Origin of the sequence: Lachnotalea glycerini (genome assembly GCF_003201285.1) — a bacterium.
Lineage (GTDB): Bacteria > Bacillota > Clostridia > Lachnospirales > Lachnospiraceae > Lachnotalea > Lachnotalea glycerini.
The window spans coordinates 104,689-130,078 of sequence record NZ_QICS01000001.1 but is presented as its reverse complement, the minus strand read 5'-3'; the positions used below and the strand labels follow the sequence as shown (position 1 = coordinate 130,078).

At 34.3% G+C, this 25,390-nt stretch carries 21 protein-coding genes; 2 read left to right on the top strand and 19 right to left on the bottom strand.

Features of this window, described 5'->3' with window-relative positions:
• The first annotated feature begins 273 nt into the window (after positions 1–273).
• A complete protein-coding gene (locus C8E03_RS00605; RefSeq protein ID WP_094376922.1) occupies positions 274–1,290 on the top strand; it encodes a LacI family DNA-binding transcriptional regulator in 1,017 nt (338 codons plus the stop codon).
• Positions 1,291–1,377: 87 nt separating this feature from the next.
• Here C8E03_RS00605 and miaB read toward each other — a convergent pair whose 3' ends face one another.
• The 10 genes from miaB to C8E03_RS00555 form a co-directional block, all read right to left on the bottom strand.
• Positions 1,378–2,820 (bottom strand): tRNA (N6-isopentenyl adenosine(37)-C2)-methylthiotransferase MiaB, encoded by a 1,443-nt coding sequence (gene miaB, locus C8E03_RS00600; protein ID WP_330410648.1) that lies wholly within the window; start codon positions 2,818–2,820, stop codon positions 1,378–1,380.
• Positions 2,821–3,307: 487 nt separating this feature from the next.
• Positions 3,308–5,383 carry a protein-arginine deiminase domain-containing protein gene (locus C8E03_RS00595; RefSeq protein WP_110289976.1) on the bottom strand — a complete coding sequence of 692 codons (2,076 nt, stop codon included), beginning with the start codon at positions 5,381–5,383 and terminating at the stop codon, positions 3,308–3,310.
• A 69-nt stretch (positions 5,384–5,452) separates the two neighbouring features.
• A complete protein-coding gene (locus C8E03_RS00590) occupies positions 5,453–5,887 on the bottom strand; it encodes a hypothetical protein (RefSeq protein WP_094376919.1) in 435 nt (144 codons plus the stop codon).
• A gap of 398 nt (positions 5,888–6,285) precedes the next feature.
• Positions 6,286–7,293, bottom strand: a complete 1,008-nt coding sequence (locus C8E03_RS00585; RefSeq protein ID WP_330410647.1) for a protein-glutamate methylesterase/protein-glutamine glutaminase — start codon at positions 7,291–7,293, stop codon at positions 6,286–6,288.
• A gap of 13 nt (positions 7,294–7,306) precedes the next feature.
• Entirely contained in the window at positions 7,307–8,122 is an 816-nt protein-coding gene (locus tag C8E03_RS00580) for a CheR family methyltransferase (RefSeq protein WP_094376917.1), read from the bottom strand.
• Between the two features lie 57 nt (positions 8,123–8,179).
• Positions 8,180–9,868, bottom strand: a complete 1,689-nt coding sequence (locus C8E03_RS00575; protein ID WP_094376916.1) for a methyl-accepting chemotaxis protein — start codon at positions 9,866–9,868, stop codon at positions 8,180–8,182.
• A gap of 12 nt (positions 9,869–9,880) precedes the next feature.
• Positions 9,881–10,378 (bottom strand): chemotaxis protein CheW, encoded by a 498-nt coding sequence (locus tag C8E03_RS00570; RefSeq protein ID WP_110289974.1) that lies wholly within the window; start codon positions 10,376–10,378, stop codon positions 9,881–9,883.
• A complete protein-coding gene (locus C8E03_RS00565; protein ID WP_110289973.1) occupies positions 10,375–12,483 on the bottom strand; it encodes a chemotaxis protein CheA in 2,109 nt (702 codons plus the stop codon). Before C8E03_RS00565 ends, C8E03_RS00570 begins: the two co-directional genes overlap by 4 nt.
• Before the next feature lie 18 nt (positions 12,484–12,501).
• Positions 12,502–12,861 carry a response regulator gene (locus tag C8E03_RS00560; protein ID WP_110289972.1) on the bottom strand — a complete coding sequence of 120 codons (360 nt, stop codon included), beginning with the start codon at positions 12,859–12,861 and terminating at the stop codon, positions 12,502–12,504.
• Between the two features lie 314 nt (positions 12,862–13,175).
• Positions 13,176–14,474, bottom strand: a complete 1,299-nt coding sequence (locus tag C8E03_RS00555) for a TMEM198/TM7SF3 family protein (protein WP_110289971.1) — start codon at positions 14,472–14,474, stop codon at positions 13,176–13,178.
• Between the two features lie 219 nt (positions 14,475–14,693).
• On the opposite strand from C8E03_RS00555, the gene C8E03_RS00550 reads away from it, so the two are divergent.
• Entirely contained in the window at positions 14,694–14,993 is a 300-nt protein-coding gene (locus C8E03_RS00550; protein ID WP_094376911.1) for a DUF6774 domain-containing protein, read from the top strand.
• 103 nt (positions 14,994–15,096) lie between these two features.
• Here the strand turns inward: C8E03_RS00550 and C8E03_RS00545 are convergent, their stop codons facing one another.
• From C8E03_RS00545 to C8E03_RS00505, 9 genes are all read right to left on the bottom strand, one after another.
• Entirely contained in the window at positions 15,097–17,529 is a 2,433-nt protein-coding gene (locus C8E03_RS00545) for a glycoside hydrolase family 31 protein (protein ID WP_094376910.1), read from the bottom strand.
• 232 nt (positions 17,530–17,761) lie between these two features.
• Positions 17,762–19,006, bottom strand: coding sequence for a glutamate-5-semialdehyde dehydrogenase (locus tag C8E03_RS00540; RefSeq protein ID WP_094376925.1), 1,245 nt, complete (start codon positions 19,004–19,006; stop codon positions 17,762–17,764).
• An 86-nt stretch (positions 19,007–19,092) separates the two neighbouring features.
• Entirely contained in the window at positions 19,093–19,659 is a 567-nt protein-coding gene (locus C8E03_RS00535) for a 5-formyltetrahydrofolate cyclo-ligase (protein WP_094376909.1), read from the bottom strand.
• Positions 19,637–19,858, bottom strand: a complete 222-nt coding sequence (locus C8E03_RS00530; RefSeq protein WP_094376908.1) for a DUF896 domain-containing protein — start codon at positions 19,856–19,858, stop codon at positions 19,637–19,639. The genes C8E03_RS00535 and C8E03_RS00530 overlap by 23 nt, the downstream gene beginning before the upstream one ends.
• A 13-nt stretch (positions 19,859–19,871) precedes the next feature.
• Complete coding sequence (locus C8E03_RS00525; RefSeq protein ID WP_110289970.1) at positions 19,872–20,723, bottom strand: patatin-like phospholipase family protein; 852 nt, start codon at positions 20,721–20,723, stop codon at positions 19,872–19,874.
• A gap of 50 nt (positions 20,724–20,773) precedes the next feature.
• Complete coding sequence (proB, locus tag C8E03_RS00520) at positions 20,774–21,619, bottom strand: glutamate 5-kinase (RefSeq protein ID WP_094376906.1); 846 nt, start codon at positions 21,617–21,619, stop codon at positions 20,774–20,776.
• A 65-nt stretch (positions 21,620–21,684) separates the two neighbouring features.
• On the bottom strand, positions 21,685–23,274 hold the full coding sequence (locus tag C8E03_RS00515) for an NAD(P)/FAD-dependent oxidoreductase (RefSeq protein ID WP_110289969.1): 1,590 nt from the start codon (positions 23,272–23,274) through the stop codon (positions 21,685–21,687).
• An 11-nt stretch (positions 23,275–23,285) separates the two neighbouring features.
• A complete protein-coding gene (locus C8E03_RS00510; protein ID WP_094376904.1) occupies positions 23,286–24,512 on the bottom strand; it encodes a BaiN/RdsA family NAD(P)/FAD-dependent oxidoreductase in 1,227 nt (408 codons plus the stop codon).
• Between the two features lie 238 nt (positions 24,513–24,750).
• Positions 24,751–25,356, bottom strand: a complete 606-nt coding sequence (locus tag C8E03_RS00505; RefSeq protein WP_094376903.1) for a hypothetical protein — start codon at positions 25,354–25,356, stop codon at positions 24,751–24,753.
• Between the last annotated feature and the right edge of the window lie 34 nt (positions 25,357–25,390).

Below are 25,390 nucleotides of genomic sequence, written 5' to 3'. Positions count from 1 at the left end.
ATGATTTGTTTTTTGTCAATACAAATGCATACTATTTGTACACTATTTTTACTTTTTTATTTTATTCTTTGTATTTATTGACCCATTTCTATTTTCATTTCACAAATTCCCTGGTATTTTTAAACATTATTTTAACTTTTCACCACTTTATAATGTATCTTATTACATTTTTTCTTCAAAGTACTTTACACATTCCCCTTTTCATATTATAATAATTTTACAAATAAAGGTTTTATTCTTTAGTAAAAACCTTGTAAAAAGGTAGGTTAGAGTATGAAAATTCCAGAAAATCACAATAGTTTTATCGGTATAAGAGAAATCGCAAAACTCGCAGGGGTTTCAACGGCAACGGTTTCCAGAGTCATCAATACGCCTGATAAAACTTCCCCAAAAGTACGGGAAAAGGTTGAAAAAATAATAAAAGAATATAATTATATTCCAAATCAAACGATTAAAAATATTTTTTCAAAGACCTCAAATTCGATTGCGATCTTTATATATGACATGGAAAATCCATTTTTCATTAACTTAATTAAGGATTTAAATAAGATATGCTTAGATAACAAATATACATTATTGATTCTAGATACAGAGAACAATCCAGACCTTGAAACTAGTTACATTGAATATTGCATTTCAAATCGATGTGCCGGAATCATCTTAACAGAAGGCTTAGATTATAACCTGTTTGAACCTTATAAAAATCAAATCCCTATTGTTTCACTGGACAGAAGTACAAAGGGGGTTTATTCAACTGTCCACTCAAACAACAGAGAAATGATACATAAGGTGATTGATTATTTATATAATTTAAATCATAGAAAAATAGGTTTTGTCGGAAGTGAAAAAACCTTTGATTCAATTGAATCCAGATTATGTGGCTATAAGGAAGCTTTAACAAATAAAAACATTCCTATTAACCCTGAGTATATTTATTTCAGCAACGGTCTAAATATCGAATCGGGTCAGGCAGCTCTTGGATACTTTTTATCACTTTCCAATCCTCCTACCGCCATTATATGCAGTAACGATTTAGTTGCGTTAGGACTTATAAATGATGCAGTTTTTCGAAACATTCGGATTCCTGACACTTTTTCCATTGTAGGATTTGATGGTGTTTTGGATAAAATACATTACCCTCAAATCACAACCGTACGACAAAACATCCCTATTTTAGCCAAAGAGCTTTTTGATTTAATCACAAATCCGCCAGAATCTTCTGAAACTAAAATTGTTGAAGCAACTTTCGTACAAGGCTGCACTTGTATGCAAATAAAATTAACAAGTTAAGCGATTTTCCAAAGAAGGAAACAGTATTGAATCAATTGTCTTAAATCTCAAAAGACTCCTAGCGCTTTAACGCTAAGAGCCTTCCTTTTATACAAGCTTAGCCATGTAATAAAATCCCCTGCACTCTTCAAGCTTTACTTCGACTATTTTACCAATTAAGCTTTTATCTCCCTCAAAATGAACAATCGTATTATGACTCATTCGTCCTGTCATTAAACTTTGGTCTTGTTGATTTACCTCTTCCACGAGCACTTCTACTACTTGGCCCAAAAAACGTTGTGTCTTTTCTTTTGATACTTGTTGTACAGCCTCAAGTAATCGTTCAAATCGAACTTTATTAACCTCTTCAGGTACCTGATTCTCCATTGATGCAGCCGGTGTACCTGTGCGTTTGGAATAAATAAAGGTAAAGGCAGAATCATATCTTACCTTACGTACTACGTCTATTGTCTCTTCGATATCTCTATCCGTTTCACCCGGAAAACCAACAATGATATCCGTAGTAATAGAAATGTCAGGAATAGAAGTTTGAATCTTATTAGCTAAGTTCAAATAGCTTTCTTTTGTATAATGTCTGTTCATCTTCTCTAATAGCTTAGTGCTTCCTGACTGCAGCGGCAAATGTAAATGCTTGCAAATCTTTTTGGAATTTTTCATAACCTCAATCAAATCATCGGATAAATCCTTGGGATGAGAAGTCATAAAACGAATTCTTTTTATTCCTTCCACTTTCTCAACTTCCTGCAATAACTGCGCGAATGTCATCGGTTCTTTTAATGTCTTTCCATAGGAATTTACATTCTGGCCAAGAAGCATTATCTCTACAACACCTTGGCTTGCCAAGTCCTCAATTTCTCGAATGATATCCTTTGCATTACGGCTTCTCTCACGTCCCCTCACATACGGAACAATACAATAACTACAGAAATTATTACAGCCAAACATGATATTTACCCCCGCCTTAAAACCATATTTGCGCTCAGCCGGAAGATCCTCAACAATGTCATTTGTTCCTTTCCATATATCAATTACCATTCTTTCAGATTGTAATCTCGTATATAAAAGCTCCGCAAACTTGAAAATATTATGCGTTCCAAATATAATATCTACAAAGGAATAGCTTTTCTTAATCTTTTCTACTGCTTCCGGCTCTTGCATCATACAACCGCAAAGTGCAATCAACATATTGGGATTTGTTCTCTTTACGCCATTTAAAAATCCCAAGCGCCCATATACCTTTTGATTTGCATTGTCTCTAACCGTACAGGTATTGTAGATAACAAAATCGGCTTTCTCAGAATCTGCCTGTTCATAGCCAATAAGCTCTAAGATACCAAGAAGCTTTTCAGAGTCCTTTTGATTCATCTGACACCCAAAGGTCGTCACCATGCAGGTCAAAGGGCGACCTAGCTTTTTTGATTTATCCTTTACAAGCTTTCTTGCCTTAGCGATAAAATAATACTGCCTTTCCGGTTCATGAATCGGTTCTTCCTTTGATATATCTATATTATTAAAATCAATTTTAATCACGTTCTTCTCCATCCTTTTCTTTCATTCATACCATAAGAGTATAGATGAAAGAACGAAATGTGTCAATTTATAATTCTATTTAAATGTAAAGTACTGCTTTTATTAAAAAATGCTCTTACCTACAGCTTTTGCCATAAGAAAGAGCATTCATTCTCTAAATTTTAATTGTTCGATGCATTTTATATATTAGGATATTCAGAAAAAAATCTTATAAGGTTTTGACCCTCTTTGTACTGCCCATACAAGCCAGCCTCATAATAATCCGTCATCATCCTTTGACACATCTCTATCCAATTTAATTTAGTATTTATGAAAGATTCAAAAGTATTTTCGGAACTAATATATCCATTATCGTTCGCATTAATCTCATAATACTTAGCAGCATTATAAGAACCTTATATCCTCCTATTTTATCTTATCATTTAATTGTATATTTTACGTGGCTATTTCGTGATATATTGTTTTATTAATATGCAATTAATTTTAATTACATAGGTATATAGCTCCACCAATCATCTGAATAGGGCTTACGCAGCATATTCGTACCGCAATGTACTTCCCCATCTTGAATATGATATGCATTCCAGTCATCTATGAAGTTACATTTTAAATTCAAATTTTTTGTCTCAAGTCTGCTTTTTACATATTCCTCCATACAGCATTTTCCATTCACCTCTGCTCCAAAGGGTTTTGCAATTAATAATTGATTTTCCCATACTACTAAGTTAACCATTCCTGGCATATAAGCTGATGCCTTATTATCTTGGCTGTTAATGTCAGGGTAATAAAGAGCTGGAATGTCTATAATATCATTATTTAATTCTTTAATATCTAAATATTGCAATTCCTTTATTAATATACTTCTGTTATAATCCAGATACTCCTGGCACTTTATATTAAATTGTTTCAACTCTTGATTATTTTTCAAATTTTTTACTGTTGTTTCTACCTTATCACCTTGAATATTACATAAATCCTTAAAGAAAATACTATTTTCATCTTTAATCGAATTCAATATTTCATAAAATCGATTTGGACTTGATAGTAATATTTTAAATCCATATTTACTAATTTCTTTAGGTGCAGGTATGATACTCATCATTTCATCTACATGTCCAACCAATAGCCAGTCGGTATATAATTGAAAGGGCTTTTGTACAATTTGTGCATCTAAAAATTCACGCATTGCTTGCATCATTCTTCGGCCATTTGTATTATCTTTACAACCACCATAATAAATACGACCGAATTTATAGTCACCAAAAGGTGGTGTAACATCTAAATTACCAAAGGAATCCAGTGAAGATTTTTCTCCTGTACCACCGCAGGTAATGTACCCTTTGTTTTCAAGCTCAAATATATTATATATTGGAAATACATCTAATCCTCTATTTCTAGGAGAATTTAATATAATGTCCAAATTTTGTTTATTTGGCATTTCCGAATATCCAAACTTTGTTTCATCCTGAGCCCATGGGTCATTCCTCGTGAATTTTTCTGGAATTACCTTTACTTTATCATCACCAATTACTTGTTTTAGATTATCAATAAATTTTTGATTGCTTATATATCCCTCTTGACTAAAGTATGAGTAAGGCACTTCACTTACATAAAGATTTCGAGGTGACTGTGTGTTTGCAGTCATAATCCAAGGAGATACTCTGAATTGAACACTGGCTACAAACGGATATTTGGAAGTGTTTTTGGTGCTATCGGAAACCTCTTGATAAATTGGAATAAATATTTCCTTTTCATTCTCAATAATCTTGATTGCAAAATTAATTCCTATTCTTATTAGTCCATCAAAATTCCGATCCGGATGCTGCGTTGCATAAGCATAAAAATCTAATGTATCGTTTTTCGTTTTAAACTGAATCACAGACCAACGAACATTACTGCCTCCAATAATTAATTTTCCATCCCCATTATATATCATAACTTTTTGAGGATCAATCGCATGATGTAATTGTAGAATCAATACTACCTTTCCTTTTCTTGAGTCAGGATAATTAATCGGAGAATCCATATTTTTAATTTGGAATTTACCACGATATTCTGGGATTTCTTCTTTGGAGCATTGTGGCATTATAACAGGACCTGTGTTTTCATTACCCCAATTCCAATCCGTATTGGAAGATTCTGAATCAGTTAGGATTCCTTTTCTATAATAATCCGCTAAAATCGAAAATCGATATACATAAAATCCAAAGTCTTTTTTACGACCTTGCGAGTCAATTATCTGTATTATTTTTTTATCATCCATATCTTTACTAACTAAATTTGATTTTATAGTCAGGCCTCCACTTGTCCATATTTTAAAATAGTCAGCAGTCGTATACCTCTTATTTAATTCTACAGGTTTATCGCCCCACTTGACTGAGAGACATTTGTCTATTTCAGTGAACATAATAAATGCTGGTTTGTAATCTAAATACCTCCATAAATCAAAATTCACTTCTTGATTATAAATTAAAATATTCTCAAATGTATCAAAATCTTTTAGGCCAGTTGCAATTTTTTCATTTGGTAGTAACACTTGATTAAAATCTGCTAGATTATACATAAAGAACCTCCTAATATCTATTCAATAAATATTATTGATAAAAAATCTCTAAGTATACATAAAAAATCATTAATCCCAATAAAATTTATTTGCTTCTTTTTCGCAATTACGTTCCATATAATAATCATATAAAAATTTTTTTTGATTTTTAGTAATTCTGCAATTTCTACTTCTTGTTGCAAATGCAATCCCTTGTGATGGATTATGCAATAATATCCACCCTTTTTTTACTAAATAATCTCCTGCCAATAAAGTAAAGCCTGTTCCATATAAATATTCATTCTCTGGAATATTATTCCTGATCCATTCATCAGCCCACTCTTGATGTTCTTCCCATTCCACTGCATGAAATGTACCATTTGGTTCTAGCCACCCATAATCATTTTCTGTATCTGACATTTTTCTTTTGATAAAACTGCATAACATTGAATTTTTGCTTGAACTATCTTCAATAATGTATTTGGGGCGTCCAGGAACATATGATCTTGTTTCTGCATTTCCCATCTTCTCACCTGCTTTCTTATATCTTCACTAAATGCTAATTTTTTTGCGTTAAGGTCTTGTATATAAAGACTTCTTATAATATTAAAAACTTTTCTTTATTTTAAACTTTCCCCATTTTTACCATTCTTAAACATTTATTTCGTTCACCAATTACGATTCGTTTGGGAAGTAATTACTTCATTATATGCGTATTTGTAATTCCCTACTGTGTTCTACACTAGGAAATTCATTGGAATTTTCTAGTGTAGAATCACCAAAGAGTGGGATTTCTCCCACTCTTTCTCTTAACTACTCTCCTCTTTGCTTAATAAATTTCTAGCCATCTCATTATCCCATTGAAGCCAAGCCACTTCATATTACCATTGAACTTCCCCAATACAAAACAAATCAGCATATTACTAATTCAAATATCTCATCATAAAGCTACCCATCAGCTCTAAGGAAGCTTGCTTTGTTATCCCATTTAATTCAAAAGCTGCCTTTGGCATTCCGTAAACTACGCAAGATTTCTCATCTTGTCCAAGTGTTATTGCTCCCTTTCTCTTCATCATTGCAATTCCCTTCGCACCATCATAGCCCATACCGGTAAGAATGACACCTATCGCCTTATCCCCCACTTCATTTGCAATTGATTCAAACAAAACATCCACAGATGGACAATGCCCGCTGACCTTTTCTCCCGAGAATACCTTTAGACTATAACCTTTTTCTGTATGTCTTAACTGCATATGCTTATCACCAGGAGCTAAATACACATGATTTTTTTCTATTAAATCCCCATTATCGGCCTCTTTCACTTTGAAATGAGTCTGCTTATCTAACCGTTCTGCAAACATTTTAGAAAAAACAGGAGGAATATGCTGTACGATTACAATCCCGGGAAGTCCCTCTGGCAATTGCCGAAGCAACGAAAAAATTGCTTCTGTACCGCCGGTAGAAGCTCCTATCCCGATCACTTCATGTTTTTTTATAAGCTTAGATGAATTCTTATTAACTTTAGCTGCTTCACAGGGTAATATTTTTGCTTTTGATGCTTCTCTAATTTTATTTATTAACTCTAATATAAAACGTTGAACGCTATCTGGCGAGGTTGCATTTGGTTTCGCTACAAAGCCTACTGCTCCTGCATCCATGGCATCAAAAACACTTTCACTAATCGAGCTTACTACAATAACAGGGATTGGGTATTGAGGCATTAATCTTCTCACAAACTCAATTCCATTCATTTTCGGCATTTCAATATCACATGTAACCACATCCGGTTCGTACTCTAGAATCTTATCTCTCGCATCAAAAGGATCGACTGCTGTAGCAACTACTTCTATGCAACTGTCTACCTGAATTCCCTTTTCTAATATTTTTCTAAACACTGCACTGTCATCTACGATTAACACTCTGACACTCAATCTAATACCCCCATCAAATCTTTCTATAGACAGCCGGCTTTATATATTTAAACCTTGTTTTTTCTCTATTAATAGATTCCGAATGTCCAATAAACAAATAACCTCCATAATCTAAGCTATCATAGAGTTTATTAAGCAAAGCTTCCTTGGTAGGATTATCAAAATAAATCATGACATTTCTACAAAAAATAACGTGAAACTTTTTTTTAAAGGGAAAAACACTCTCAAGTAAATTAAATCTACGATAAATTACTTCTTTTCGCATTTCATTCTTAACCTGATATTCTGTCTGTGAAATTTTATCAAAATAATTTAAAACCCATAGTTTAGGCAGCGAACTAATATGTTCATAGTTATATATTCCCCTTTTGGCATCCTCTAAAGCCTTTAAGGATAAATCCGTCGCTAGCAACTTTTTATCCCATATCTCACCGGTTGGCTTAAAAAATTCATCCAGTAAAATAGCAAGAGTATAAGGTTCTTCTCCTGATGAACTTGCAGCACACCAGATTCTAAAATCTCTGTCCTTTATTGTTTTTCGAAAATAGGGTAAAACCGTTTCTGTAAAATAGTTGAAATGCTCTGCTTCTCTCATAAAAAAAGTATGATTTGTAGTTACCTTGTCAATCAGCTTACTTAACTCTTCGCCCTGTGTATTATTTTGTAAATATTTATAATAATCCATAAAATTATCCATACCCAGTTCAAGCAACATATTATTTAAACGCCCAACCAGAAGTGCTTTTTTTTCTTTGCGAAGATTAATTCCACTATTTTCTTTGATATAAAAAGACAATAGTTTGAATTCTTCATCTGACATATTAATCATTGCTACACCTACTTAGGAAAGGGAGAAATCTCTCCCTTTCTAATAAAACTTGGTCAATTAGTATTTTTCAAAGTCCGAGTCGCTTAATGAAATTTTCTTACTACTTTTCATTGTTTTCTCTGATTTTTTCATTCCTTCCAGCATTTTTAATACCTCAGGGTCAACCCCCTCATTATTATAAGATTTCAGACTCTTTATTTTTTTTAGCTTAAAAGTTGCTACCTGTGTTTTTAACATGTCTGCCTGACCTGATAATTCTTCACTTGCTGATGCTGTTTCCTCCGCTGTCGCACTTGTCGTTTGTACTACGTCTGATATTTGGGTTATGCCTTGATTTATTTGCTCTACCGCAACAGCCTGCTCTCCAGAAGCAGTGGCAATTTGACCAACCAACTGAGTTGCCGACGAGATACCCTCAACAATTTTATTGAGTGCCTCTGCCGTTTCATTTGCAATCTTTGTACCGTCTTCTACTTTCACTATAGAACCTTCAATCATGGCGGTCGTTTCTTTGGCGGCACTCGCAGACCTGGCTGCCAGATTTCTTACTTCCTCTGCAACAACTGCAAAGCCTTTTCCATGCTGTCCTGCTCTTGCCGCTTCAACTGCTGCATTTAATGCAAGAATGTTAGTTTGAAATGCAATATCATCAATTACTTTTATAATTTTCGAAATGTTATTGGAGGAATCGTTAATTTCAGCCATCGATTTTAACATATCAGCCATTTGCTGATTTCCTCGCTGCGCATATTTTTGGGCAGAGGTTGCCATTTCTTCTGCTTTTTCTGCATTCGCCGCATTTTGTCTCGTTTGAGATGCAATTTCTTCTATGGAAGCCGTCAATTCTTCAATAGAACTCGCCTGCTCAGTTGCCCCCTGAGACAACGACATGCTAGAATCCGATACTTGTCTGGAACCAGAAGCCACCTGTTCAGAAGCCGAATTAATATTCGTCATGACTTCATTCATATTATCCGACATCATTCGAAATGCCTTAGCCAGTGCCCCTACCTCATCCTTTGTATTTATTTTAATATCAATATCCAAATTACCCTCGGCAATACTATTTGCAGCATGCAGCATGACTTTTAAAGGATTTCCAATCACACGAGAAATTACAATTCCTAATGTAGTTGCCATTATTACGGCGAAAATAATCAAAACTATCATTGATTGAACAGAGCTGCTGCCTACGCGAGAATTATCCTGAGCTTTTTGAGCGGCAGCATCCACTTTTATGGTTACCATTGCATCAATTGCCGCTTCCTCTGCATCTCCTGCCATCTTCATGTCATTATGCAAATAGGTATTCGCTTCCTCATCCTTATTGCTTACGCAAAAGTTATAAAAGGTTTCCAAGCAAGTTCCATAGCTTTTTCGAGTTGCCATAAAATTATTGTATGAATCTTGCGCTTCTTGTGTTGTTGCTGTCTTTTCAAAGGATTCGCACAATGTGTTTAATTCTTCGATAATGGATTGTATATCCGCATATGCTTCATCAACTTTTTCTTTGTTTGAAGCTAACAACATTTCTCTCGTATTTACCCTGACCTTCTGATAAAGCTTAGCCATCTCTGCAGTCTGTGAAAGGGGAACTGTCATATTTTCATACATCTCCTGGCTATTATCAGATATTGTTTCAATATTTACCGTACCTACTACACCCACTATTGCAGCAATAATTGCCACAAAAATAAAGGAAATTGTTAATTTAGCTGAAATCTTCATATTTAAAAACCATTTCATATTTTTATCCTCCTACTCGTTGGCGATCATTAGCTCATCCAGCTCATTTTCATTTAAAAGCTTCTCACAATCGAGAATCAATGTTACATTGTCATTGCTTTTTGCCACACTTTTTATATATTTACGTCCACCCGAGTTTAAATTTGGCGGAGGAACTATATTATCTTCACTAATATTTAATACCTCAGCCACAGCATCCACAATGATACCAATTGATAAATCCAAAACATCCACTACTATAATACAGGTGCGGTCATTGTATTCCTTGGGGTTTTTCTTGAATTTTAATCTTGCATCCATCACCGGAATTATCTTGCCGCGCAGATTGATAATTCCTCTTATGAAATCAGGTAGTTCAGGAACGACAGTTATTGGCTGTATTCCAACGATTTCGGTTACATACATAATATCGATCCCATAATATTCATTTCCAAGAGAAAACGTTAAAAATTTACCTTTCTGCGTATCCTCTTCCATTACATCCAGTACATTGTTCAGTTCTTCATTCATGGTTTCACCTCTTTATTATTGTATTTTTCCTTTACACTTGAAAGGTCAAATTCGCCAATACTTAGTATCAGACTGATACTTCCATCTCCCAATAAAGTACAGCCTCCCAATCCTTTTATTTGCTTATAGCGTTTTATAAAATCCGGTAAAGTTTTAACTACAACCTGCTGCTGACCTAGTAATTCATCTGCAAAGATACAACAGCTTCTTTCGTTTTCCTCAACCATAATCAAGATTCCTTCATCATATGTATTCACTTGAGTAGGTATTTTATAAAATTCACTCAGTCTTATAATCGGATAACAAAGCCCCCTTACCATTATCATTTCCTGCCCTTCTGTATCCTTAATAATGTCCATTTCTTTCGCGCGAAAAGATTCCTTAATTGCTACAATAGGAAGTGTAAATCGTGCTTCACCCACCTTAATGTTCATACCTTCAATAATAGCCAGAGTCAACGGAATCTTTAGTATAATTGTAGTACCAAAGCCATATTCGCTTTCTACAATTACATTTCCTCCAATACTTTCAATATTTTTAGAAACAACGTCCATCCCCACGCCTCGTCCTGAGAATTCAGTTACCTCCTCCTTAGTAGAAAAACCTGCCTTTAAGATAAGGTTATTGATCTCTCTGTCACTCATATCCTCAAACGGTCGGTTTAACAAACCCTGGCTTGCCGCTTTATTGTATAGTTCTCTTTTATTCAGTCCTTTCCCATCATCTCTAACGATAATCAAAACGTCACTGCCGGAATTTTTTGCCTCTAATACCACTGTCCCCTGTGTGTCCTTACCTGCCAGTTTTCGTTCGTCCTCGCTTTCTATTCCGTGATCCACGCAGTTTCGAATGATATGCATTAATGGATCTGCAATTTTTTCTATTATGTTCTTATCTACCTCTGTCTCTTCCCCCAAAACATCAAGTGCAACATTTTTTCCTAATTTCCGATTCATATCTCTGACTATACGGTGCATTTTCATAAATGTGGTAGATAATGGAACCATTCTGATTGCCATAACCAAATCTTGCATTTCCCCAGTAATCTTATGCAATTGTCTTGATGCCTTTTCAAAACTTTCAAGCTCCAGTGATAAAATTTCAGGATTTTGAGTCACCATTGCTTCTGCAATAACAAGTTCTCCCACCATATCCATAAGACTGTCTAATTTTTCTACATTAACACTAATTATACTTTGACTTGAAGACATGGTAACTTCATGCTTTGCCTTTTTTTCAATCTGCTTTGCTTTCTCTTTTAAGCTGTTTTTATTTTTATTCCACTCATTTTCCGTACTAATTTTATCTTGAAATTTTGTTGTTAACTGCTTATATTCCTCTGATTCTATTTCATTAAACTCAAGACTGTCCAAAAATATTGTATTTTTTAAATAGTTTTTTAACCGTTCTTCCTCTTCTTTTATTTTGCAGATAATCCAAAAACCATTTTTTCTTATTTCCTCAGATGCCTCATCATTTTCCATAACATCACTTGGTTTATAATAAACCTCTTCGACTAGTTCATTCATATTATGTATAACAGAAAATGATCGAATATTTTCCATATCAGCATCTTTTTTAAAACGTAGGTTTGCTTTAAAATATTTTGTGCTAACTCCCGTTTCTTTAACTGTTTGATTCACTTTATTCTGTTTTTCAGTCTGTTTAGCAACAGCTTTTTCATTATTTGTGCTGCATCCTTTAATACTTTCTAAATACACAGAAACTTTTGCCAGAATATCTGTATTATCTCCGTCTGGCCTTTCCCCTTCTTTAATCTTCATTAATTCGATTTTAAAAAAGTCAATGCTTTCCAAAATAACATCAACAAGCAAAGTAAAATCATATTTTACCTGCTCGTTTTCCCTTAAAACAAAAAAAACATCTTCCATACGATGGGCTAAAGTACTAATATCATTGAACATCATCATAGCAGAAGAACCCTTTATTGTATGCATAAACCGAAAAATGGCATTAATATTTTCTTCAGAAAATATGCCGACGCTCTCACTTGAAATCATTAATTGTTCTAATGTATCAATAATTTGAGTCGTTTCATATACATATGCTTCAGTCATTGGTTCATCTATAAAAGAGTTACTCACTTTATACCCTCCTTCCCATTATTTGGTTAAGCCCTCAAGTACTTCCAATAGCTTTTCACTTTGAAAAGGTTTTACAATAAAGGATGTTGCTCCGCTTATAATAGCTTCCTTTATCAGTACCTCCTGTCCCATTGCAGAAACCATTACAACCTTTGCATTGCTATTAATCTTCTTAATTTCTCTTAAAGCTTCAATTCCAGACATAACAGGCATCGTAATATCCATAGTAACGATATCAGGATTATGCAGTTTGTACATTTCAACTGCTTCCGCACCATTTCCTGCTTCTGCTACTATTTCATAATTCTTACTTTCCAACATCTTTTTGATGGATATTCTCATAAATGAAGCATCATCAACTATCATGAGTTTTTTCAAAAATATTCCTCCTTTGTAAAATTTTAACTAAAAATATTTTAGCATAAAAACTTTATGAAATAACACAATTTATCCTTATTTGCTTTATATTTAATATATTTGTATTTTTGATGTTAGTTATCTATCCTTTGTATAAATACTTATATATATTTTGTTAAATATCTTTAATTATTCCAAAGAGCATTAACATATTTTTAAATTTATATTAAAAATTTATTGGTTAAATAAACGTGTTCTTTCTTACTAGACAAGAAAAGCCAAGGTTGATTTAATTAACCTCAGCTTTTCTTGTTTTTTTTCATTTTTTTATATATTTAATCTATATTTTTAATCGTTTCTTTAATAATCATTTTGGTTAATTCTTCTTCTTCATCCTCCTTGATTCTATGATTCAATTCTTTTTCGAGCCCTTTACTAATTTCATCAAAGTTAAATTCCGGTATACTAATATCTTCTGCCTCATTATATCTAACCATATTCTCATTTCCTTGCCAATTATTTGAAGAGATTTCATTTTCCATAATGATAACGTTCTTATTCTCTATACTGTGTCTACTGTTTTCATACTCCATACTAATTTTTTTCTTATTCTCTTCTGATTTTACGATATCCTCTTCTTGGGCGTTCTCTTCTTCATAATCTTTTTCTTCGTATTCCTCTTCTCCGTAGTCCTCTTCCTCATAATCCATACTCTCGTACTCATCTTCACGATCCAGTCCATCACTGCTAACTCGATTCATGATAAAATCCTTAACTTTTTGAGCTGCATAACTTATAATTTCCACCAAAAAGAAATCCGATTTGTCGCTACTCTTCTTGTTCTTTGCTGACTTTTTAATTTTCTTCTTTGTATTTGTTTTTTTAATTTCTTTTTTACTAGATTGCTTTTTAGTCTCTTTTTTCTTCTCAGCATCATGTTTTTCAGACTTTTCATCTTCAGCAGCATTCACTTTTTCATCTTCCTGTTCATCATTATCTGCTTTTTTTCTTTTATGAAGCAGCAAAGTAACGTATTGAAAAATAATTCCAGCAGCACAAAAACCAGCACCAAGCTTTAAAATAAAAACCGGATCATCATTATTTAGTATAACTGCCAAACAGGCAGCTCCTACTAAACCTCCGTTTACACTCGTCAAAATGATGACCACATGCTTATATAAATCAATCGCCAACAGTCCCATAAGTAATCCGCCTATGACTCCGGCTATTACATATTCATCCTTTCCAATCAGCTTCATAATCACTATACCAAGTGTCATACCAGTAATAAAGCCCATGCAAAAAGCTCCAGCCTTATATAGCTTAAAGGATAAAAATCCTAAAACAATTGCTCCCATGACAGATGTAAAAGCAATCATTGCAATACCAGGCATACTCTTTCTTAACATCACAGTAATTCCAATATAGATACCTGCACCCAACAAGGCACCTATGAACAAACCTGCCAGTCCGACTAATATTTTAAATATTCTGTGTCCAAAAAAACAGTTTATCATAGCAGCTATAAAAATTGGAATTGCTATAATGGTGAAATATTTTGAAAGAATCTCCATGTAATTACCTGACAGCAAATCCATAATATCTGATATATTCAATAATTTTATTAAATCCATTTTGCAATTCCTCCAAATATTTTGAGAATTATTTTATCATATCGCAAAAACATTAACATTTAATTACAATATCATTAATAATTCATGATAGCAAAGTATTGTGAAGTTATTATGTATATTACATAATAAACATATAAAAATATTTGTCAATGTATATTTTTAATTAAATATGAATCACTCAATTTTAATTTTAACATATAATAGAAAAGGGGTGTTCAAATGAAACCATGTGAACTTGTTACATACGTTACTGCAATAGCATGCTTTATTTCTGAAACATGTGAAGAGGAAGAACTTCCCATTATTTGTGCTATGCTCGCCCAATTAAAAGAAACGCTTCAAACCATGATTGCACAGCAAATTTTATGTAATGATCAGGGAAATTTACGTCTCGAAAAAGAGGTAGAAGAAATTGAACTTGCTAAGTTATCTCTATTTGACGAAAATGAGACTTCTCACGTTAAAAATATGAAATTAGATTTTGAAACGAATCAATTCAAAAAAGATGCTGAGTCATAATCAGCATCTTTTAATGTAGCAAATTAAAATTACACAGCATAAATCATATCGCTTTTATGTCTCTCCTCTTCATACACAATGCCATAATCCTTTTTATGATCCTCTATAAGCCTATTTTCATAACTTTTCCTTCATACTTGAATTCTTTTGTTTGATTGTTGAAAATGACGCGACAAATCCGATTTCTCATGCTCTGAGCAAAATCATATTCTGCCGCTCCAATCGTAAGTTCATTCTTTGCGTCCTCCCAAGTAATTTCAATTAGGTTATACTTGCCTTCCTCATAAGCGTATCCTTCCCCATCGTCTTCATATAATGTGAAATAGGCATCTTCTCCCGGATAAATATGAAGTTCTAAAGGTGATGTAACTACTTCCTGAGCATATTGTAAATTATGTTCCATTGGTATAACAGAACCGGCTTTTACAAATATTGGAATCTGCTCAATTTCTGCTGCTGCTACAACTTCAATTCCTCCCTTGTATTTTTTTCCTGTATAAAAGTCATACCAATCTGTTCCTTGCGGCAAATAGCATTTCCATATTTTTTGTGTTTCTAATTTCTTATTTTCTTTTTCATAATACATTGGTTGGGTAACAGGACAAATCAAAAAACTTTCTCCAAACATAAATTCATGACTCATTTCTGCTGATAACGAGTCACCTGGGAAATCAAACATTAGACTTCGAAGCATCGTATAATCGGAATACCAAACTTTTCCCGCCATGGAATAAATATATGGCATTAAACGATATCTCAAAGCTATTGTCTTAGCAATCGCATCATAAAACATATCACCAGGCTCACCAAAATTCCAAATTTCTCTTGGCGTATCTGTTCCATGAGAACGAAACATTGGAAGAAATGCGCCATACTGCAGCCAACGTACATACAATTCCCGGTATCCGAGATCGTTAACTCCTTCCTCATAATCACCTCTCCAAAACCATTTTGGAGTTGGATCTTCATTGCTAGAGCATCCTCTGTTCTTCCAATTTTCATTGACTGTAAAAAAGCCTCCTATGTCAAGTGTCCAATAAGGCATTCCACTCATACACATATTAAGTCCTTCTGTAATCTGCTTACAAAGAGTATTCCATGTAGCACTTGTATCACCTGACCAAAACATAGTTGCATACTTCTGGCTTGAAGCATAGCCTGCCCGTGTCAAGTTGAGCACACGTTTGTTCCCATCTTCTTTACGTTGATTCTCATAAATGCCCTTTGCATGAGCAACCGGATAGATGTTTGCACAGTCTGCACCTAAAAATTTCTTATGCTCTTCTCCCACAATCGAAAATCTTTCCCATGGTTCCCTACGATGCTCTCCATTCCAATCGGGTCCCGAAAAAGGTTCAGCAGAATCGCACCACCATGCATCAAATCCTCCACTAAACAGCTCTTCTCGTACTTGTTTCCAATATAAACTTCTTGCTTCCTCAATAAAGGCGTTGTACGTTGTATTATCATTAAAAAGAAATCCCTTTTCTTTCATTTCTTCATGGTTATCTGTGCCAGCAGTCATAACAGGCCAGATTGATACCATAGAATGAACATTCATTTCATGAAGCATTTGATTCATCTCTTTGATATTAGGATATCTTTTCTTATCAACCTTCTTATTTCCCCATGCACCACTTTCCCAAGTATTCCAATCCTGAACAATACAATCCAGCGGTATTTTCCTCTTCCTATATTCTTTGGCAACCTCCAATAATTCTTCCTGTGTGTGGTAAGCCTCCTTTGACTGAACATAACCATATGCCCATTTTGGAAGCATAACTGCCTTTCCTGTAAGCCTTCGATATCCAGCTATCCGTTCATCTACACTCTCTCCTGCAATAAAATAATAATCCAATTGATCCACCATGTCCATATATAAGTAGGACCCTCTTGCATCATCGTTAAAGGTCATTAAGCAACCACAATCTACTAAAATCCCATACCCTTTATTGGATATAAAAAATGGAATCGGAATTCTCATATTGTGCTGGTAAAGATATTGTACATTACCACGATAATTATAAATCCCTTCCTCTCCCTGTCCAAGTCCATGTATGCTCTCATCTGATTGCCATAGAAATTTTAATTTCCCCTTATAAGCCATATGATCGATGGTTTCCTTTAAATTTTCTACAAAGTTACGTTCACCATCTACCGTTTGAACTGTTTTAATCACCGGTTCTTCCTCTCCGGTTGTGTATACCAAAAAAGGAGTTTTTATGAGCTCTTTTCCACCCTCTCTTAATAAAACTTCTCCCGAATTTTTACACTTCCATGTGAAATTCCCATTTTTTTTATTTAGCTCTATCAATAATTCTTTGGTAGAAATGATATAGGATATCTCATTTTCGCATAAATTAAGTGCAACATGTGAATGTTCCTTGATTCCTATGTAGGATTTGTCAATATAAGTTTCTTTTCTAGTAAAGACGCAGCGAATTATTTTCTCTGAAATACCTTGAAGTAAGAATTTATCTTCACCAATCACCCCCTCAATTACTTCTTTTTCGCACTGATTAGCTTTAACTATCATCGCACCCTCCATTTTCTTTTTACTAATTATATGATTCAACAACTCTTTATAACCCCTTATAATATTAGTTGTTTCATGCTGGATTAATTTATATACATTACTAAAAGACTTGATGTTTTAAATCCAGATTGTTTTAAGATAGTTGCAAGACTTACTGAATGGTATATTATCATTATCACTATTTATAACTTAAAGGACATATGAGCCGCAGCTTTTAATGTCCTTCAATTACTTATCGAATCTGCCCATTTCCATATATTATATATTTTATAGAAGTTAATGCCTCTAGTCCCATTGGCCCTCTTGCATGAAGCTTTTGTGTACTGATTCCAATTTCAGCCCCGAAGCCAAATTCTTCTCCATCGGTAAACCTTGTAGATGCATTAACGTAAACGGCAGCCGCATCTATTTCGTTTAAAAACTTTTGTGCATTATCATAATTCTTTGTTATAATTGCCTCTGAGTGCTTTGTATTATATTTGTTTATATGTGCAATTGCCTCATCAATATTTTTTACTGTTTTAACAGAAATAATATAATCTAAGTATTCAGTTCCCCAGTCTTCGTCTGTTGCCTGTATAATAGATGGGACTGCCTTTAAGGCTCTTTCATCGCCACGAATCTCAACCTTTTTCGTCTCCAGTTTTTCCTTTACCAACGGCATAAATTCATCTATAATACTTTCATCAATAACCAACGATTCACATGCATTACAAACACCAATTCGTTGCGTCTTGGCATTAAATATAATATTAAGTGCCATGTTAAAATCCGCTGATTCATCAACATAAATATGACAATTTCCCGTACCAGTTTCAATAACCGGTACGGTAGCATTTTGTACTACTGCCTGAATCAGTCCACTGCCTCCTCTAGGTATTAAAACATCCACATATTCATTCATCTTCATAAATTCTGCTGCGGTTTCACGGCTCGTATCCTCAATTAATTGAATCATATCTGGTTGAATTCCAATCGAATCAAGTGCTCCTCTGATACATTTTACAATTGCAGTATTAGAATTAATTGCATCACTGCCTCCCTTTAATATAACAACATTTCCTGTTTTAAAGCACAAACTAAATGCGTCAGATGTAACATTAGGACGAGCCTCATATATGATTCCAACCACACCTAAAGGCACGCGTTTTTTTCCAATCGTTAAACCATTTGGACGTTGCTTCATGGATAATACTTCACCAATTGGATCTTCTAAACCTTTTACCTTTCTTAAACCATCCGCCATTCCTTGAATTCTATCTTCCGTCAGTAAAAGTCTGTCTATCAGCCCCTCTTTCATACTGTTTTTTCTTGCGTTTTCAATATCAAATGCATTTGCATCCAATATATCCTGTGCATGCTTTATCAGCATTTTTGCAACTACTTCCAACGCCTGATTCTTTTTTTCAGAACCCATATTACTTAGCTGTGGAACTGCTGCCTTTGCCTTTTTCCCAATTTCTAATATTTCTGACATGACCTGCTTCTCTCCATTCCTTTGAATCAAATATTTTATCCTCTTACTGATTTATGTTAATGTTTCAATGGAAACTCTATCAATGATTATTTCATTGTGCTATTTACAATAATGATACGTTCCTCTGTAATGATCCTATCCATTAACACATCATGTGTTTCATGCGGTATCGTATCTAAAACTTGAAGTTCAAACGCCAGAGCTACCTTTTTAAATTGTTCGTGCTGATGAAGAAATCGGTCATAAAAACCTTTCCCATAGCCAATTCGATGACCTTTTTTATCAAAAGCAACACCTGGAATAATCATAAGGCTGTTCTTCTCTTTGGCAAGCATTATCGGATCTGGCTCTCGTATCCCAAAATATCCTGATTTTAAATTTTCAATATCATCAATATAATAAAAATCCATTATATCATCTATAATTTTAGGAATTGCCACTTTTTTTCCATCACAAAGAGCATCCTCAATCATATGTTTCGTAATCACCTCATTTTTAAAATCCATATAAACATAAATTACACTTGCCTGCTTATATATATCTAACAGCTTTAATTGATCATAAATTGCAAAACTTTTTGATTCAAGCTCTTTTGCTGTTAATTGATTTCTTCTTTGTAATACTTCTTTTCTAATGTCCGCCTTTGCCTGCATATTTCTCACCTAAATTTTCAACTGAACCATCCTCATTTTGGATATTAATATTATTTAATTGACCTCTTAGATTACCTCTGATATTTTCAATATATTCTCTTCTTAGGTCAGCTTGCTCCTTCTTTTCTGATTCCGTTAAGCCTTCTGCCTTTGATTTTCTATAAAGTTCATTAATTCTAACTATTTTTTCCTCTAACATTTTTTCCTCCAACCTATTCTTCTAAATATTTAAGCAGCTTAGGATAACATTGTTTTGCCAATTGATAACCATGCTGATAAAAACTTTGTAACACCTCTGGATTTGTTTCTGCCTGCTTTACAACAGGTATTTGAGGGCGTATGACAAACACCTTACCCGCCTTTTGAAGTCTTTCAATATATTCTATTGTTTTATTATATTTCTCTGGTCTTTTCTTAATTGCATTAACCAAATTAGGGTATTCCTTGTATACAATTTTTGATACCCGATTTGTTTTGGGTGTAATTTTTTTAATATAACCTTTATTTCTTGTCAATATGATTACATTCTTCGCGCAACCGTCCTTTAATGCCTTTTTAATTGGAATGGAATCCGCCATACCACCATCCATCATGGGAATATCATCCACCATTACTACGGGTGCCACAAGCGGCAAGCTGCTGGACGCTCTGCAAATAGACATAATTCTTTTTTTATCCTTTTTCTCACTTAAATATAACGCTTTTCCATTCAGGCAATTGGTTGCTGTTAAAATACAGGTCTGCTCTGACGCAAAAAATGTTTTATAATCAAATGGAATTTCACTGTTTGGAAAAACATCAAAAATTAGATCCATATCGAATAAGCTTCGTTTCCTGATTAGATACTTAAGTCCTGCATAGCTTCCCTCTCTTAAATAATCAATCATACATTTCTTGCTTCTTTTTGGCTGATGTGCAACATAATTCACTGCATTGCACGCACCTGCTGATACTCCGATTACATAGGGTAGATATAAATTATTCTCCATAAAATAATCAAGCACTCCAGCAGTAAATACACCTCTTGTTCCTCCACCTTCTAATATTAAGCCTGTTTTATCCATTTAACCGCCTTACCCTTTCTACTTGTAAGAAAACTATACTTATTCATTAATTATAGATTTTCTTCAATAAAATCGATCAGATAAAAGTCTTCATTCTTATGCTGAACGAATAATGTTCCAACCTTTTCCCCCTCTATGATTTTATGTATAACTCCCATGTCCTCTCCATTTGCAATCACCATATCTGTTCCTGATTCCGTCGCTATTCTTGCAGCCTGAAGCTTGGTTGCCATTCCCCCTGTTCCTACTTCACTTCCGGAAGAACCTTTTGCCATATCTAATAAATTTTGATCAAGTGTTAAAACACATTCAATAAATTCCGCATTTTCATTGGTATTGGGATCATCTGTAAATAAACCATCAATATCTGATAATAAAATAAGCAAATCAGCCTGAATCAAAGAGGCTACAATAGCCGACAAAGTATCATTATCTCCAAACTGCATTTCATAAGTTGACACAGTATCATTTTCATTGACTACCGGGATTACTCCCATTGTCAACAATTCATCAAATGTATTTTTTGCATTCATCCTGCTTAAATTATTTACCATTGTATTCTTTGTCATTAAAATTTGTGCTGTGTTTTGATTATATTCCGCAAAGAGCTTTTGATAGGTCATCATTAGCTTTGCCTGTCCAACTGCAGCACATGCCTGCTTCATAGATATGGTATCCGGCCTTTCCTTAAGACCCATTGCAAATCTTCCTACCCCAATTGCACCAGATGATACTAGTACTACATTTTTGCCCTGATTTCTCAAATCACATAATTCTCTTACGAGTTTTTCAAGCTTGATTAAATTTAGATTACCTGTTTCATTGTGTATTAAAGATGAAGAACCTACTTTCACAACGATAGTCTGTTTATTTTTCAGTAATTCTCGCGTATTCATTTTATTCCCCTTTAAATGGTATAATATGTTAATGCAGCCATTTAAGTCTGCTTTTATATGCTATCTTAACCGAATTTATATTGTTTTGCAATAGCTTCAGCAACCTTCATTCCATCCATTGCTGCAGAAGTAATACCTCCTGCATATCCGGCACCTTCTCCACAAGGATAAATCCCCTTAATATTGCTTTCAAAGGTATCATCTCTTGTTATTCGCACCGGTGAAGAGGTTCTGCTTTCAACAGCAGACAAAATAGCATCCTCACGACTAAAACCCTGTATATTGTTCTCAAACTGGTCAATACCTTGTATCAAAGCTTCCGAAACAAAATCCGGGAATATATTTCTTAGATTAGACAAATTATACTGGCCCTTAATTTGTGGAGTTACCGCTGTAAGTTCTGTACTTCTTCGATTTTCCTTAAAATCCTTATAAAGCTGAACTGGAATAGCTCCTTGTCCTTCCTCAAAAGCCTTCTCTTCCAATTGTCTTTGAAATTCCAAGCCAGAAAGCGCAGAGGCAGAGGGAAAATCATCTGGCTTTACACTTACAATAATCGCACTATTTGCATTCTTTCCATCGCGTCTGCTATAGCTCATTCCATTCACAGCAAGCCTATGCTCCTCCGAAGATGCATTCACTACATAACCTCCGGGGCACATGCAAAAGGAATAAACTCCTCGTCCATTGTCTAAGGTCTTTGCCAACTTATATTCAGCATTTGGAAGATACTTGTGTGATTTTACACCATATTGAGACTCATTTATCATTTCTTGTGGATGCTCCATTCGGACTCCGACTGCAAATGCCTTTGCGGACATATTTAACTCTTTTGCTAAAAGCATTTCAAAGGTATCTCTTGCACTGTGGCCAATTGCCAGTACTACAATATCTGTCTCTATTATTTCATTTGCATTAACTGTAACAGAGGTCACTTGCTTCTTTTCAATTCCTATCTCTGTTACCTGACTATTAAAATGTACCTCACCGCCATAAGAAATTATTTTATCTCTTATATTTTTAACCACCTGTGACAAAATATCTGTTCCGATATGTGGCTTGTTGATATAAGTGATTTCTTTAGGGGCACCTGCTTCCACAAATGTTTGAAGCACCTTTTTATTTCTCCCGTATTGATCCTTTACGAGTGTATTAAGCTTACCATCAGAAAAGGTACCTGCCCCACCCTCTCCGAACTGCACATTTGATGAGGTCTTTAGCTTACCCGTTTCCCAGAATTGTGTAACTGACTTTATTCTTTCTTCTACACACTCTCCACGTTCCAGAAGAATCGGACAGAAACCATTTTCCGAAAGCAATAATGCACAAAACAAACCTGCCGGACCACTTCCTATAATAATCGGTCTCTTTGACAGACTTTTCTCTCCTGTATTTGGAAAACGATATGGAATTTCTTTTGATGCCGTAATGTTATTATCATGCACATGTTTCAACACTTCCGTCTCATTATCAACCGTAACATCTATTGTATAAATTAATTTAATCTCACTTTTTTTTCTTGCATCTATTGATTGCTTTATAATATTATATTCTTTGATTAAATCTTGTTTGATTCGAAGAGCCTTACTTGCTTTCGTTATCAACTCTTCTTTTGTATGACCAGGATTTAATTTTATTTGTTGTATTCTAATCATGCTTTTTCACTCTATCCTTTACTTGCATTTTGACCTGCTACATACCCACTCGACCAAGCCCATTGTAGATTATAGCCTCCACAAATACCATCAACATCCATTATCTCTCCTGCAAAATACACACCTGCTACCCTTAAGGATTCCAACGTTTCCTTGGAAATCTCTCTTGTGTCAACCCCTCCCATACATACCTGCGCCTGATCAAATGAGTTATAAGAAACTACTTCTGTTAAAAAGCTCTTAATCCAGTCAAGTAAAACATCCAACTGTTTATCTGTTATCTTTTTGACCACTATTTTATTTGCTAATCCTGCTTTTTTTATCATAACAGGCACTAGCTTTTTATTCAAAAATCCAATAAGTATTTGTTCAAGACTCTTTTCTGGGAACCATTCCATCTGTCTTTTTATCAATTCTTTAAATTCTTCATATTCCAGATCCGGCATAAAATCAATCTGTGCGATAACTTTTTTCCCCTCATCAAGTGCTTTCACCGCATATCTGCTGATTTGAAAAGTTGGAATTCCTGATATCCCATAATCTGTAAGCTGTAACTCACCTTTGTCCGAAATTGCTTCTTTTCCATTAATCAATAGGCTAAGTCCAACTTCACATCTTACTCCTGTAACGGCTTTAAAATAATCCCCTGCACATCTTAGCTGAACCAAAGCAGGTAATGGCTTAATGATACGATGCCCCAGTTTTTTTGCTATTTCATAACCACTTCCGTCAGAACCGGTTTTGGGGGCAGCCTTTGAACCTGTAGCAATAATAACCTTGTCACACAGATAATCACCCATATTGGTTTTTATTTGAATAATTTTATTCGTTTTACAGATTTTATCAACTTTTATATTATATATGATTGAGATGTCCAAACGCTCAAGCTCCATCTTCAAAATATCTAATACTGTACCAGCCTGCTCTGAATACGGATATACATATCCATTCCTGCTCTTTGTATAAAGGCCCAACTGTTGGAATTGCTTTAAAGTTTGTTCTTGTGTGAACTGTTTAAGAATATGTCTTGGAAATTCTTTGCAACTGCATCGGTAAAAAAGTTCAGACTGTTCTAAATTGGTTAGGTTGCATCTTCCATTACCTGTCGATAAAAGCTTTTTGCCGCAACGGTCAGTATGCTCCAATATTATTACATGAGATTTATTTCTGGCTGCTGTTATCGCCGACATCATCCCTGCTGCGCCTGCACCAAGTACAATAATTTTTTGACTGTTCATTCGTACCTCCCGTGGAACTCTTTAATCTATAATTATATCATACCCTCTTTTACTTTTCTAGAAAGGAATCATATTTCTTGCATTCGTGCGCATTGTAGCACATAGTGCCTTTTATTTGATATGGATGTTCGTAAAATTTCCCAAATAAATAAAAAAGGAGAAGTACCATAGATAGTTAATAGTATGGTAATTCTCCCTTTCATTTAACACACTTATAATATCTATTCAAACCAGACTATCAGCTTGAATAGTTCTCTAGAAAATTATAAAGTTCATTCATCGTAGACATATATTTACCAGTCACAAGCTCTTCCTGCAAATCCTCTGGAAGACTATCCACTGCAATATTGGTATATTCATATATGGTGCTTTTATCAATATAATAAACGGTCACATAGCCATTTTCATCCTTTAGATAATATTTATAATCATCTGCATACGGATGGTAGGTTTTTCTAAGAACGATCTGATCCTTAGAAAAGGATACTAATTCAAAACTTTCAAAGCCTAGTTGCCTGTCCTCTAAGGATGGTGCTTTTTCGTATTCGGTTAAATAGTCAATCAATTCATCCCTCGTAAGTCCCATAAAATCAGCCGGTGTTGGAAGTGTCTCTTCATTTAGTGTATATTCTTTTGAATTATAATGCTCCAGAACATATTTGGTCGTGTTTACTACAGTTTGTTCATTATTTGTGTCAACCGAAACTACAGGTTCATCCTGCGTTTCCTCCACTGTATTGCTATCTTTTTCTAAAATATCCTTTGATAATTTATATGTTAAAAAATAAACTGAAACAGACAAAAGTAAAAATAAAAACAAGCTGACGGCATATGTTTTTTTCATTTTATCACCCCTCCATAAAAGGTATCTTTTTACA

Excerpts from the sequence above, each read along its gene's own strand:
- C8E03_RS00595 (WP_110289976.1), bottom strand. The coding sequence starts at position 5,383 with ATGTATAATCTAGCAGATTTTAATCAAGTGTTACTACCAAATGAAAAA.
- C8E03_RS00570 (WP_110289974.1), bottom strand. The coding sequence starts at position 10,378 with ATGAATGAAGAACTGAACAATGTACTGGATGTAATGGAAGAGGATACG.
- C8E03_RS00515 (WP_110289969.1), bottom strand. The coding sequence starts at position 23,274 with ATGATTAGAATACAACAAATAAAATTAAATCCTGGTCATACAAAAGAA.
- C8E03_RS00510 (WP_094376904.1), bottom strand. The coding sequence starts at position 24,512 with ATGAACAGTCAAAAAATTATTGTACTTGGTGCAGGCGCAGCAGGGATG.
- C8E03_RS00545 (WP_094376910.1), bottom strand. The coding sequence starts at position 17,529 with ATGATAGTTAAAGCTAATCAGTGCGAAAAAGAAGTAATTGAGGGGGTG.
- proB (WP_094376906.1), bottom strand. The coding sequence starts at position 21,619 with ATGAATACGCGAGAATTACTGAAAAATAAACAGACTATCGTTGTGAAA.
- C8E03_RS00580 (WP_094376917.1), bottom strand. The coding sequence starts at position 8,122 with ATGATTAATATGTCAGATGAAGAATTCAAACTATTGTCTTTTTATATC.
- C8E03_RS00575 (WP_094376916.1), bottom strand. The coding sequence starts at position 9,868 with ATGAAATGGTTTTTAAATATGAAGATTTCAGCTAAATTAACAATTTCC.
- C8E03_RS00530 (WP_094376908.1), bottom strand. The coding sequence starts at position 19,858 with ATGTTAGAGGAAAAAATAGTTAGAATTAATGAACTTTATAGAAAATCA.
- C8E03_RS00550 (WP_094376911.1), top strand. The coding sequence starts at position 14,694 with ATGAAACCATGTGAACTTGTTACATACGTTACTGCAATAGCATGCTTT.
- C8E03_RS00505 (WP_094376903.1), bottom strand. The coding sequence starts at position 25,356 with ATGAAAAAAACATATGCCGTCAGCTTGTTTTTATTTTTACTTTTGTCT.
- C8E03_RS00540 (WP_094376925.1), bottom strand. The coding sequence starts at position 19,006 with ATGTCAGAAATATTAGAAATTGGGAAAAAGGCAAAGGCAGCAGTTCCA.
- C8E03_RS00525 (WP_110289970.1), bottom strand. The coding sequence starts at position 20,723 with ATGGATAAAACAGGCTTAATATTAGAAGGTGGAGGAACAAGAGGTGTA.
- C8E03_RS00535 (WP_094376909.1), bottom strand. The coding sequence starts at position 19,659 with ATGCAGGCAAAGGCGGACATTAGAAAAGAAGTATTACAAAGAAGAAAT.
- C8E03_RS00605 (WP_094376922.1), top strand. The coding sequence starts at position 274 with ATGAAAATTCCAGAAAATCACAATAGTTTTATCGGTATAAGAGAAATC.
- C8E03_RS00590 (WP_094376919.1), bottom strand. The coding sequence starts at position 5,887 with ATGGGAAATGCAGAAACAAGATCATATGTTCCTGGACGCCCCAAATAC.
- C8E03_RS00555 (WP_110289971.1), bottom strand. The coding sequence starts at position 14,474 with ATGGATTTAATAAAATTATTGAATATATCAGATATTATGGATTTGCTG.